This is a genomic window from Cupriavidus sp. GA3-3, from assembly GCF_000389805.1.
GTDB lineage: Bacteria > Pseudomonadota > Gammaproteobacteria > Burkholderiales > Burkholderiaceae > Cupriavidus > Cupriavidus necator_D.
Window position 1 is genome coordinate 1 of the sequence record NZ_KB944494.1, and the last position, 12363, is coordinate 12363.

The 12363-nt window shown below is 68.4% G+C and carries 12 protein-coding genes and 1 pseudogene; 1 reads left to right on the forward strand and 12 read right to left on the reverse strand.

Annotation, left to right across the window (positions count from 1 at the left end):
• Positions 1-260 precede the first annotated feature (260 nt).
• The 4 genes from C265_RS22840 to C265_RS22855 all read right to left on the reverse strand — a co-directional run bounded on the left by C265_RS22840 (position 261) and on the right by C265_RS22855 (position 4230).
• Positions 261-1307 (reverse strand): MBL fold metallo-hydrolase, encoded by a 1047-nt coding sequence (locus C265_RS22840; protein ID WP_010810444.1) that lies wholly within the window; start codon positions 1305-1307, stop codon positions 261-263.
• 186 nt (positions 1308-1493) lie between these two features.
• Positions 1494-2459 carry a tripartite tricarboxylate transporter substrate binding protein gene (locus tag C265_RS22845; RefSeq protein WP_010810445.1) on the reverse strand — a complete coding sequence of 322 codons (966 nt, stop codon included), beginning with the start codon at positions 2457-2459 and terminating at the stop codon, positions 1494-1496.
• 42 nt (positions 2460-2501) lie between these two features.
• The gene (locus C265_RS22850) at positions 2502-2855 is read right to left on the reverse strand and encodes a hypothetical protein (protein ID WP_010810446.1); all 354 of its coding nucleotides are present in this window, start codon (positions 2853-2855) and stop codon (positions 2502-2504) included.
• A 13-nt stretch (positions 2856-2868) separates the two neighbouring features.
• Positions 2869-4230, reverse strand: coding sequence for an acyclic terpene utilization AtuA family protein (locus C265_RS22855; protein WP_011616333.1), 1362 nt, complete (start codon positions 4228-4230; stop codon positions 2869-2871).
• 111 nt (positions 4231-4341) lie between these two features.
• On the opposite strand from C265_RS22855, the gene C265_RS22860 reads away from it, so the two are divergent.
• The gene (locus tag C265_RS22860) at positions 4342-5247 is read left to right on the forward strand and encodes a LysR family transcriptional regulator (protein WP_010810448.1); all 906 of its coding nucleotides are present in this window, start codon (positions 4342-4344) and stop codon (positions 5245-5247) included.
• Positions 5248-5301: 54 nt separating this feature from the next.
• Here C265_RS22860 and C265_RS22865 read toward each other — a convergent pair whose 3' ends face one another.
• The 8 genes and pseudogenes from C265_RS22865 to C265_RS22900 all read right to left on the reverse strand — a co-directional run.
• Positions 5302-6093, reverse strand: a complete 792-nt coding sequence (locus tag C265_RS22865; RefSeq protein WP_011616332.1) for an SDR family oxidoreductase — start codon at positions 6091-6093, stop codon at positions 5302-5304.
• Between the two features lie 37 nt (positions 6094-6130).
• Positions 6131-7267, reverse strand: coding sequence for an ABC transporter substrate-binding protein (locus C265_RS22870; RefSeq protein WP_010810450.1), 1137 nt, complete (start codon positions 7265-7267; stop codon positions 6131-6133).
• Positions 7268-7543: 276 nt separating this feature from the next.
• The gene (locus tag C265_RS22875; RefSeq protein ID WP_010810451.1) at positions 7544-8056 is read right to left on the reverse strand and encodes a hypothetical protein; all 513 of its coding nucleotides are present in this window, start codon (positions 8054-8056) and stop codon (positions 7544-7546) included.
• 214 nt (positions 8057-8270) lie between these two features.
• Complete coding sequence (locus tag C265_RS22880) at positions 8271-9710, reverse strand: acetate kinase (protein WP_010810452.1); 1440 nt, start codon at positions 9708-9710, stop codon at positions 8271-8273.
• Positions 9711-9786: 76 nt separating this feature from the next.
• A complete protein-coding gene (locus tag C265_RS22885) occupies positions 9787-10632 on the reverse strand; it encodes a hypothetical protein (protein ID WP_011616331.1) in 846 nt (281 codons plus the stop codon).
• A gap of 10 nt (positions 10633-10642) precedes the next feature.
• On the reverse strand, positions 10643-11341 hold the full coding sequence (locus tag C265_RS22890; RefSeq protein ID WP_010810454.1) for a C39 family peptidase: 699 nt from the start codon (positions 11339-11341) through the stop codon (positions 10643-10645).
• A complete protein-coding gene (locus tag C265_RS22895; RefSeq protein WP_010810455.1) occupies positions 11338-11772 on the reverse strand; it encodes a hypothetical protein in 435 nt (144 codons plus the stop codon). The genes C265_RS22890 and C265_RS22895 overlap by 4 nt, the downstream gene beginning before the upstream one ends.
• A gap of 185 nt (positions 11773-11957) precedes the next feature.
• Positions 11958-12363: pseudogene (locus C265_RS22900) on the reverse strand (hypothetical protein); the annotation flags it as partial.

A 12363-nucleotide genomic window follows, 5' to 3' on the forward strand; every position in this document is an offset into this window, starting at 1 on the left:
GAGCCGATCACGCCGATGCGCTGCGCGGCGGCCTCGCGGCTGGCCGCCGGCCCAGGCTGGGCGCGCGCGGGGCGCGGCAGGGGCACGGCCAGCACCAGGGCCGCGGCGCCGGCACCAAGCCAGCGGCGGCGGGCAGGATCGAAGCGGGATGCCTTGGCGTTCATCGCAAATCCTCCGCAGCAGACACGACCACCCGTCCCGTACGTCATACGGGCCGCTGGGATGACTCTAGGCGAAAAGCGACGGCCGTGCGTGGACGGCTAGCGGTCGTTGCGGATCGGACCGAACTCGGCCGGCACCCATGCATACCCGGCCGCATCGCGGCGCACATGGCCAAGGCCCGGGAAAGGCATATGCGCGCCCCCCACCCACAGCCGGCCCTTGGCGGCATCGGCCAGGATGCGCTGGCGCGTGATCACGGCCTGTTTGCTGTCCACGTCAAACTCGATCGCCACTTGCGGGCGGCGGAACTGCACCGCATGGCTGTGCACGATGTCGCCCCACAGCAGCAGGCTGTCCTTGCCCGAGGTGAACAGGTAGCCACTGTGGCCCGGAGTATGGCCATTGGCCGGCACCGCGCGCACACCGGAAACGGGCTCGACACCGGCGCCGCCGTTGAAGGGCCGGAAGCGCTGCGCCGCCTGGTACGGCGCGACCGCGGCGCGCGCCATGGCGAACAGGCCCTGCGCCTCCTTCGGCGCGGCGGCGGCATTGGCCTCGCTGAGCCAGTAGTCGGCATCGGCCTTGTCGACATAGACGGTTGCGTTCGGGAAGGCCGCCTTGCCGTTGGCGGCCAGGCCGCAGGCGTGGTCGCCGTGCAGGTGGGTCAGCAGCACGGTGTCGATCTGTTCCGGCGCGTAGCCCGCCGCGCGCAGGTTTTCGCCGATGCGCCCGAGCGTGGGCCCGAAGCAGGCTGCCGCGCCCGTATCGACCAGCACCAGGTGGCTGCCGGTATGGATCAGGTAGGCGTTGACCGCGGTCTGCATGCCTGGCGTCGATTCGACGAACATCCGCGCCAGCAGGCTCTGCACCTCGCGCGCGCTGGTGTACCTGAGGATCTTCGGGTCCAGGTCGATGTAGCCGTCATAGAGCGCCGTGACCTCGAGCTGGCCGACCATCATGCGGTAGTAGCCCGGCACCTGGGTCTTCTGCTGCGCCGGCGGCGTGGCGGTCTGCGCAGTGGCGATGGCGGGAAGCACGGCGGCCCCCATGGTGACGGCGATGGCGGCACGGAATACGGCCTGGCGCAGCCCCGGGCGACGGCCGGGATGTAAGTTTGCATGGCACACCACGGACTGCTGCTTCATATCCTGTTCCTGTTCTGGTTGGTATTGTCGAGGAGTAGGCCGGAGCGGCAAGGCCGCGCGGCCAGGCATATCTTAGCCGGCCCTTGTCCATCAAGGCCGCAAGCACCAAAGCGTACCTACTTCTGCGTAAAAAACGGGGCCGTTTGGCCCCGTTTTCCATGCATGGGAGCTTGCGCTGCCCTGCGTTCACTCCGGCTGGATATTCGCCGCCTTGATGATGCGTCCCCACTTGCCGGACTCTTGCAACTGGAACTTCGCCAGCTCCGCGGGCGTGCTGGTGAACACCTCAGTGCCGGTCGACTTGTAGAAGCCAGCCGCGCTATCGCCGCGCGCGGCCTTGACCATCATCGCATTGAGCTTCGCCACCACCGGCTGCGGCGTGCCGGCGGGCGCATAGGCCGCGAACCAGTAGCTCATCTCGTAGCCCTTGACGCCGGCTTCGTCGATGGTGGGCACGTCCGGCGCCAGCGGCGAGCGCGTCTTGCCCGACACCCCCAGCGCGCGCAGCTTGCCGCTCTTGACCTGCGGCAGGCCGGTGGCCGTGTCCGTGATCATCATCTGGATCTGGTTGCCGAGCAGGTCGGTGATGGCCAGCGGGTTGCTCTTGTAAGGCACGTGCAGCAACTCCACATGCGCCATCTGCTGGAACAGCTCGCCGGCAATGCGCGACGACGAGCTGCCGCTGCCGAAGCTGAGCTTGCCCGGCTGCTGTTTTGCCAGCGCGATGAACTCGCCCACGGTCTTGGCCGGCACCTGCGGGTTGACCACCATGATCTGGCCGCCGCGGCCCAGCGCGGTGATCGGCGCGTAGTCCTTGACCGGGTCGTAGGGCAGCTTCTTGAACAGGTGCTCGTTGGCCGCATGCGTGGTGTTGGTGCTGATCAGCACGGTGTAGCCGTCCGGCGCGGCCTTGGCCACGTCCGACGCGGCGATGAAGCCATTCGCGCCCGGCTTGTTGTCGACCACCACGGTGACCTTGCTGTCCACGGTGATGGCCTGGCCAATGGCACGCGCCAGCTGGTCGGTGGCGCTGCCGGCGGCGAACGGCACCACGAAGCGGATCGGCTTGTCCGGGAACTCGGCCCAGGCCTGCCCCGCGGGCAGGATCAGCGCAAGTGCGGCGACGGCCAGTGGCTTGAGAAATGGGTACATCGTGGTCTCCTGTAGAAGTCGTTGTCGGTGTGAAGCGGTGGATCAGTGGCTAGCCGCGGTGCCGGACACGAGCCGCGGCGGCACGGGGATCTCAAGCTGCAGCAGGCGGAACGACAGCGCCTTGCCGTGCGTGTCGAGGTTGAGCGCGTCGTTGACGCCGCCATCGAGCACGCCATCGAGGACGAAGTTCATCGCCTGCAGCGACGGCACCAGGTAGCGCGTGACGGCCGTGGGCCGGCGCTCGCGGAACAGCGCGCGCACGGCGTCCTCGGTCACGTGCTCGACCAGGTGGTCGTAGTCGCGCGCGTCGTAGGCGATCACGCTGATGTTGGAACGGTTGCCCTTGTCGCCGGTGCGGCCGTGTGCGAACTGGTAGAGCGCGGCAGTGTCAGTCATGGTCGGAACCTCCTCAGGCGATGAAGCTATGCGTGGCCGTCACGGCCTCGCGCGGTACCAGGCACGACACCGCATTCAGGCGCGCGCGCTGCGCGGTGCGCACGCCGCCGCCGCCGGCCGGGCCACAGGTATAGAGCGCATTGACCTCGCGCTGCAGGGCCTGCGCCACCGTCAGGTCGTCGTGCGCCAACGCGGCGCGCAGGCGCACGTCCTGCGCCGCTTGCTCATGCGGCTGGCGCTGGGCGAACATGGCGCCGCCATCGTCGGCCAGCACGCTGAGCACGCCGATCAGGTCGAAGCGGATGGGCGCGTCATGGCCCAGCAGCTGCATGCGCCGGCGCAGGATGTCGGCGGCCAGCCGCGCGCGGGCGGCGGCATTGGGGCCGGCGTACGAGATTTCGCCCTCGGCCAGCCAGCCGCCGTGGCTGAACACATTGGCCTTGAGCTGCGCCGGGCGGGGATGGCCGCGCACATTGCGCACCGCCACGCGGTCGGGGGCCAGTTGCGTGACCGTGACCGTACCAATATCTGCGACCACGTCAGGCGTCAGGTACGCGGCCGGATCGTGGACCTCGTACAGCAGCTGCTCCTTGACCGTGCGCAGGTCGACGCAGCCGCCGGTGCCGGCGGCCTTGAAGATCTCGATGCCGCCGTCCTCGGCCAGCTGCGCGATCGGGAAGCCCACCGCATGCACATCGGGTACGTCCTTCATGCCGGGATCGGCAAAGTAGCCGCCGCTGACCTGCGCCCCGCATTCAAGCAGGTGGCCGGCCATGGTCGCGGCGGCCAGGCGGTCCCAGTCGTCCCACGACCAGCCAAAGTGCGCCATCGCCGGCCCCACGGCCAGCGCCGGATCGGCCACGCGTCCGCACACCACCACCTGGGCGCCGGCGGAGATCGCCTCGGCGATGCCTTGCGCGCCGATATAGGCGTTGGCGCAGACGAAGCGATCGGCGTCGAATGCATCGCCAAGAATGCCGTGCAAGCGCGCGCGTCCCGCATCGTCGGACAGGTCATCGCCCTCCACTACCGCAACACGCGGCGCGGGCAGGCACAGTTCCTGCGCCAGCTGCAGCACGCGCCGCGCCGCGGCGCGCGGATTGGCGGCGCCGAAATTGCCGACGATGGGAATGCGGTGTTGCAGGCACAGGCCCAGCACCGGCACCAGCAGCGCATCGAGCAGCGGCTCGTAGCCCTGCGCGGGATCGTTGCGCCGCGCCAGCTGCGCCAGCGCGAGTGTGCGCTCGGCCAGGGTCTCGAAGATCAGCGCGGCCGGCTGGCCGGAGGCAATCAGCGTGCGCACCACCGGCAGCGCGGCATCGGTGCGGTCGCCGGAGAAGCCGGCGCCGGAGCCGATCAGCAAGGGAGCAGTCATGGTCGGGGGCAGGTCGTTGGTGGGGTCGATCCCATTCTAGGGCTGGTACGTCCAGCCAAAAAACGGATTATTTGGATTAATCTATCGACTTAGTGGATAAATCCGCAGCCCATGAACCTCTCGGTCAAGCACCTGCGCGCCTTCGTGGCGCTGGCCACCTACCGCAACTTCACGCGCGCGGCGCGCGCCTGCCACCTGTCGCAATCGGCCTTCAGCGCGCTGGTGCAGACACTGGAGGAACAGGCCGGCAGCCGGCTGTTCGAACGCACCACGCGGCATGTGGAGCTGAGCAGCGACGGCGTGCGCTTCGAGCAGACCGCGCGCCGGCTGCTGGCCGATTTCGAAACCGCGTTCGAGGACCTGCGCGCGCACGCCGAGCGGCGCAAGGGGCGGGTGTCGATCGCGGCGCTGCCGTCGCTGGCCGGCGGCGACTTGCCGCCGCTGCTGGCGCAGTTCCGCGCGCTGTATCCGGGCATCGCGCTGGAGCTGTTCGACCAGCTCGCCGACGGCTGCATCGAACTGGTCCGCCAGGGCCGCGCCGACTTTGCGCTGGCCCCGGCACCGGCCCAGGACGAAGACCTGCGCGTGGAGCCGCTGGTGCGCGACACCTTCCACCTGGTGTGCCCGGCGGACCATGCGCTGGCGCGCAAGCGCCGCATCACGCCGCAGATGCTTGCGGGCCTGCCGTTTATCCAGCTGTCGCGCACGACCAGCGTGCGCCAGCACCTGGACGCCGCGCTGCATCCGTTGCGCCTGACCAGCGTGATGGAGGTGGAGCACCTGGCGACGGTGGCGGCGCTGGTGCAGGCGGGGCTGGGCGTGAGCGCGGTGCCGTCGCTGGCGCTGTTTCAGTTCCGGCGCGAGGGGCTGGCGATCCGGCCACTGCAGCTGCCGTCGCTGGTGCGCGATATCTGCCTGGTGCGGCTCAAGGACCGCGGCGACTCGGCCGCTGCAGCCGCGATGATCGACTGCCTGCAGGCGTTCTACCGCGGCGGCAAGCCGCCCGCGCGGCGCTGAAAACCCGCCAGGAGCGGCACGCAGAATTGGGTACGCTTTGCCGCCGACGACGGCTCAGAAGTGCCCGAGATAGCCGCCGTCCACGGCCAGCACCTGCCCGGTGACATAGGACGCGGCCGGCGACGCCAGGAACACCACCGCCCCCGCCACTTCCTCCGGCTGGCCCCAGCGGCCCAGCGAGGTGCGCTGGCGCAGCCACTCGGCCACGCTCTCGTCCTCGACCATGGGCTGGTTGGGCTCGGTAGCGAAGTAGCCCGGGGCGATCGCATTGACGGTGACGCCGTGCCGCCCCAGGTCGGCCGCCATGGCGCGCGTGAGCGCATCCAGGCCGCCCTTGGTGGCGGGGTAGAGCACGTCCCCGGCACGCGCGACCTGGCCCGCAATCGAGCTCACATTGACGATGCGCCCGTAATCGCCGCCGCGCATGCGCTGCGCGGCGAGCCGGCACAGCGCGTAGGGCGCCACCAGGTTGGTCTCGAGCATGGCGCGCAGGTCGCCGGCATCGAGCTGCGCCATGGTGCTGCGGTTGCGCGCGCCGGCATTGTTGACGAGGATGTCGAGCCGGCCATGGGCGGCGTCGATGCGGTCGAACGCGGCAGCCACGGCGGCTTCATCGGTGATATCGAGCACCAGCGCCTCGGCGCTGCCGCCGCGCGCGGCCAGCGCGGCGACGGCCGCTTGCACGCGCTGCGCATTGCGCGCCACCACCAGCACATGGGCGCCGGCGTCGGCCAGCCCGGCGGCAATCGCCAGGCCCAGGCCCTGCGCGCCGCCGGTAACCAGCGCCACGCGGCCGTGCAGCGAGAACGGGGTACGGGAATCGGGGGAGAGGGTAGGAGTAGCCATGCGGGGGACTATACCGCAGCCCCCCTATCCGCGGCTTTCAGCGGATCAGCTTGCCGGTGGACGAGACGATCGACATTTCCACGAACGACGAGCCGGTATGGCGCTCGGCGCTGTAGCTGATCAGGATGCCGCCAAGGTCGTAGTCGCGCATGCCTTCCAGCGCCGTGACCAGGCGCTCGCGCGTCAGGTCGGGGCCGGCGCGGCGCAGCCCTTCGACCAGCACCTTGGCCGACATGAAGCCCTCCATGCCGGCGTTGGACGGCTCCACGCCCTGCTGCTTGGCCAGGCTGCGGTATTCGCTGGCCAGCGTCATCTGGCTGGAGTTGGTGCCCGGCACCACCTGCGTGATGATCAGCCCGCGCGCATCGTCGCCCAGTTCACGGATAAAGGAATCGGCGGCGTTGTTGGACAGCGTGACGAACTGTGCCTCGCTGCCTGCGCGGCGCAGTTCGCGGATGATGCGCGCCGCCTCGGAGCCCGAGCCGATCACCAGTACCGCCTGCGGGTTGGCCTTGTTCATGGCGGCCACGCTCTGGGTGATATCGCCCATGGGCCGGGCAAAGCTTGCCGTCGCCGCCGGCTGCACCCCGCGCGCCTGCAGCGCGGCGCTGTAGCCTTCGAGCACGTCCCGGCCAAAACCGTCGTTGGCGTAGAAGATGCCGATGCGGCTCATGCCCGAGGTGGCCAGGTGGTTGATCGCGCGCGCCACCTCGTCCTGGTACTTGGCGCGCACATTGAACACGTAGCGGTTGACCGGCCGGTGCAGCGTGATGGCGCCGGTCAGCGGCGCCACCAGCGGCACCTTCTGCGCGGCGATGATGGGCAGGATGCTTTCGTTCTGCGGCGTGCCGCGCACCATGAAGAGCGCGAACACCTTGTCCTCGTCGATCAGCTTGCGCACATTGTCGGGCGTGCGCTTGGCATCGAAGCCGTCATCGTGGGTCACCAGCTCGATGCGCCGCCCGGCCACGCCGCCGCTGGCGTTGATGGTGCGCAGGTACACCTGCGCGCCGGCGATCTGCTCCTTGACCGAACCGGCCACCGGACCGGTGACGCCGGCCGACTGGCCGATGCGGATGGTGTTGCGGGTCACGCCCGGTTCCGCCAGGGCCGTCTGTGCGGCCCATCCCAGCGTGGCGGCCAGCATGCCGCACGCGATCCATTTCGCTTTCATTGTCTCGACCCCTTGCGCCTGTGCGGCTGTCCTTCATTGTGTATGGCGGCGCGGCATGCACGGCCGCGCGCCGTTACGCAAGTTACCGCATGCGTCTCATGGGGGCAAACCGGGAAAGATCGGAGTGTTGCAGCGGCATCACACCGGAACCGCGAAGGCGGTTCCGGTGCGAGCCGGGGCGCGCTAAAGGATGCGCGTCAGGGCGCGCCGCAAGGGCGCGCGGAAAGACATGCGACCGCGTTGAACGACAATAAGCGACGATACGCCGCCGACGGCTCAGGGGAAAGCCGGCACAGCCGGGTCCAACCCCGCAAAGCTGGCTTCCGGATGCGCGTTCGCGAGCAGGGTTTCGATTTCCTCGACACGGCTGCGCGGCACGTCGACCATCAGCAGGATCTTGCCGGCCTCGATGTCCTTCTCGAATGCACGCAGCCGGCTGTTGGGTGCCGAACTGCCGATCATGCTCGAAGCCCACGCGCCAAACACCGCGCCCAGCACCGCCAGCACGCCGACGAGGCCCCACTGCGGGGTGTCGCTGACGATCGGGAACATCGCCACCACGACGCCGGCCACGACGCCCACGCCGCCGCCGACCATCAAGCCCATCTCGGCGGCATGCACGATGTCGGAGGTCTGGAACAGGTTGGCTTCATGCAGGCCGGTCATGTCGGAGCCGTCGCGCGCCACGAAGTGGATGTGGCGGTTCTCGAGCCGGGCAAGCAGCAGGTCGTCCATGGTGCGACGGGCACTCGCCAGGTCGGGCAACAACCAGAAGATGCGTTTGCGCATGTCTCTCTCCTTTTTCAGGCCGCACCGCCGGTGAGTTTGAGCCTGGTCAGAAAGTACCGCTGGCGGCGCGGGGTTATTTCTTTGTACGCCGTTCAAGGGGCCAGCGCAAGGCGCGTTTCCGTGCCTGCGCACCCTCGCCGCGGATGTGATGCGCACGTGCCCCCGCACATGCGGGGCACGCGTCACGTCAGGCGGAAATTCGCAGCAAAGCGCGTCAGAAAGTGATTGGCAGGCGCAGGTTCACCTGCAGGTCGGGGGTGTCGCGCGTCAGCCCCGCACCCACTGAAAGGTTCACCGTGTAGCGGTTGTTGAAGCGGTACGAATAGCCCACCAGCAAGGTGCCCTGGGTCACGCGCACCGAGCCCGGCACGGTCTGGCCGTTCTGCTTGGTCGGCCAGATGATGGCCTGGTCATAGCCGATGCTGAACGACGCCTTCTCATTGAGCGACAGGCCCATGCCGAAGCTGAACTCGAAGATGTCGCCGGGGGCGATCTTGCCGAGATTCTCCTTCTCGCCGTTCAGCACGGTGCGGCTCACGTTGTCGCGCGCAAAGTTGTGCAGGTAGCTGAAGGTGCCGAAGAACACCGCCGGGTCGGTCGGCAGCAGCCAGGTGATGCCGGGCTGGATCGCCTGGAAGCCGGTGCCGGTGGGCAACCCGAGCGGCAGGCCGGTGCCGGTGGCATTGCCCACGCAGCGCGTCACGCAGTCGGTCACGACCTCGAACGGGTCGGTGCCGGTATTGGACTTGTAGCGCAGCCAGCCGACGAAGTACGGAATCTTCTCGTTGCCGTAGTTGAGCTGGTAGCGCACCGTCGCCTCGACGTCGCCGATACCGCTGCCGCTCGCATTGAACACGCGGTCGACGGCCGTGCCGGTGAAGACCTCGCGGCTGACTGTCTGGCCCGATGAGTGCACGTAGGGCACCTTGGCTTCGATTTCCAGCCGCTTGGTCAGGCCGTAGCGAAACGCTACCGACGGGATGTAGGTCGAGGTCTTGACTTCGCGCACATCGACCAGGCCGATCAGGATGGCCGGGATGACCGTGTAGCCGACCAGCGCGACGCGGTTATTGGACGAATAGCCGTACTGGAAGCCGGGCTCGATCACCAGCTTGCCCTGGGCGGTCAGCACGCCGGGCTGGTCGATGATCGGCGCGATCTCAGGCGGACGGCGGTCTTCCTCCGGCGGGCGGCCCACGGGTTCTTCCAGGGCCACGGTCTGCCGGTCGGCGGACTCGCCCGCCTGCGGACCCTGGGCCATGTCCTGCGGTGGCTGGAGAATGATCTGCTGCGGGTTGTTGACCGCGTTGGGCGCTGACTGGGTGGCGCTGGCAGCGGCCGCCGCGGTAGCCGCGTTGGTGGCATTGTCGGACGGCGACACGCCTGGCCCCGCGCGCTGGCCGCCGCGCTTGTTGGCCAGCACCTCGGTGCCGATCACGTTACGCAGTTCGCGGATCAGCGCCTCCTGTTCGGCCAGCGCCCGCTTCATGGCGTCGAGCTGGGTGGCCTGTTCGGCAAGCTCCTTCTGCAGTGCTTCCAGTCCGGCTGCCGGTGGTCCCGCATCCGGCGGCGTCTGGGCCTGCGCCAGGCCGCCGAGCAACAGTAACGTCGAGCATCCCGCATTGCGAATGCCCTGCATCGACCGCTTCTTCATGACGTCTTCCTCCCCCGGGACGGCAGGCTGTTCTTGCAGGAGCCTGCGACCTGTACTGCCCGATGCCTCGCTACGACTACCTCATGCTTGCGGCCCGCATCAGCGCGTTGTTCAGCGTGGTGTTGGCCAACTGCGACCGGAATGCCTGCAGCGTATTTACGCTTGCGTCGATTGTCATCAGGCTCCGGATGCTCTGGTTGTTCAAGGTGTTCTGGATCACGGTCGTTGGCGTCCCCGCCAGCGATCCCACCGATGCCGCATTGCCCGGGCCGTTCTGGATCACGTTCAACAGCCCATTGCTCACGACCTGACCGGTGGCCGTATTCACCACCGCCGCCGGCAAGCCCGCCGCACCGCTGGCGCCCGAACCGGCCCCGGACGTGCCGGTGCTGCTGGCCGAGGCGCCATTGGCCGCCGAGGTGGCGCTCCCATCCGAACCGGCCGCGCCCGCCGCCGCCAGCGCGTTGGCGACCGCCGCATTGGTGCTGGCAACGATGGCCGGGCCCAGCGTCGAGGCAAGCCGCGCAGCCTGGTCGGCGGTGATACGGCTGACATCGGGGATGTTAATGCTGGTGGCAACCACCAGGGCCCCGTTGATGTACACCGCGCGTTCGATACCGAACGAAACCTGCAGGCCCGGCACTTCGAAGCCGCCCCGCATGTCGTCGAGTTTTTCGTGTGCTACCGGTTTCCAGCCGGCCATGCTGCCGCGTGCGGCAGCCAGAGGGTTTTGGTCCTGCCCGTCGCTCGAGGGCATGGCCCCCTGCAATGGAAGCGCCGACGCGTCGAGGGCGTCGGGCTGTGGCAGCATGGTGGCCTGCGCCGTGCCGGCACAGGCCAAACCGGCCCCGAGCAGCATCGCCGCGGCCGCATGACCGGCGCTGCGAGGGGCTGCTGGGGTCGGGAAGGAAGTCTGCAACATGATGCGTTCCTCAAAAATCGCCCGCGCCATGCTTGGGCATGACGGTGAAGAACAAGCTATCCCGGTTGACTCCCATCCAGTAAGGACCGCTGGGCGCAACGCGCCAGTCGGCTGCAAGGTTGAACCGCGCCCGTTCGGTGCGGTTATGGATCACGAACAGCAGCTGGCTGTCCCAGATCTGCTCGAAATGCTCGCGTGACATCGCGCGCGTGCCGCGTGCGGGATCGCCGATCAGCACGCGGTCGCCCTTCACGCCCTTGACCACCACGAAATGGTGGTAACCGTTCTCCACGATCAGCACGATGGCCGGCACCTGCGTCTCTTCCAGCTTGGACAGTGGCAGCTCGTAGCCGTCCGCCTCATAGCCGAGCGCGGCCAGGAAGCGCTTCATGTCGAGCAGCGAGAACCCCTCGGCGCGGATCTTCTGCTGGTCGCCGTTGAGGTACATGTTCTGGAAGACCGTGGCCTCATTCATCGGATGGCCGTACTGGTAGCTCAGCAGCGTGGCCACCGCGGCCGAGCCGCAGCTGAAGTCGAACTGCTGCCGGATCGTGGACTTGAAGCGAGCCTCGCGCACGCTCGTGACCCGGACGTTGTAGGACTCGCCGACCGGCCCGTATATCAGGGTGTCGGCAGCCTGGGCACATGGAACGCCCCCCGCGGCCAGCAAGAACGGTACAGACGCCAACAGGTTTCGCAGCGGCTTCATTGCTTGAACTGGACGTTGACGATAGTGGCGTTCTGGATCAGTACGTTGGAGCCCGAGTTCTGGATCGCGGTGGGAATCCCTGCCGCATTCGAGAAGGCCCCGTCCGCGATGTTGTTGGTGCCGGACAGAATATTGACCGCGGCGTTGTCGGCCACGGTACCGTGCAGGCGCATATCGTTGACCGTGACCTCGGCGCCGCCACGGATGTCATCCAGTTTAGACACGGGTACGGCTTTCGCCACCCCTCCGAACAAGGAAGTTGCGGCCGTCGGCTGTGCGGTGATTGCAGCCGTGTCCGGGGCTGCGCCAGAAGCAGCGCGCGCCGCTGCCATGGCGGCGTCCAGCCCTGGCGGCTCAGCGTGCGCCTGCAGCACTGGCCAGGCGAGTAAGACCGTCGCGAATGCGCCGACGGCGAAGCGGACCGATTGCATGATGTCGTCTCCCCTTGCCTGCCGGCCGCCCCCATCCGGACGGCTGCAAGGCAATCAGGCTTGCTTGGGGCATGACAGGACCCGCGCGCCCGCACACAGGATGCGGGCGCCGGTCCTGCCGGCATGAGTGCGAGCTGCCGGTCTGGCCCGGGCACAAGTCCCGGGCCAGACCGTGGCTGCACGCCTTACCGGTTGCCGCCGACCTGCAGGTTGGCCTGAACGTTCACGCTTTGCTGCACGAGCGAGGCAGCGCCGCTGTTCTGGTTGGCCATCATGATGCCCGCCGCCGTTTGACCAACGCTGGTCATGGTGTTGGACATATTGAAGGTGCCCGCGTCAACAATGTTGTAACCGCCATTACCGCCAGCGCCGCCGACTGCGCCGTTGCCGGTGCCGCCAGTGCCGCCATTGCCAGTGCCGCCCGCGCCGCCCGCGCCGCCGGTAGCACCCACCGCACCGTTGCCAGCCGTGGAGCTGCCATTGGAGGCCGAACTCGTTGCGCTGCCGTTCGTGGCCGAACCGCCAGTACCGCCCGCGCCGCCAACGCTGGCTTGCGTGCCGCCCGCGCCGCCGGTGCCGCTTGCCGCGCCC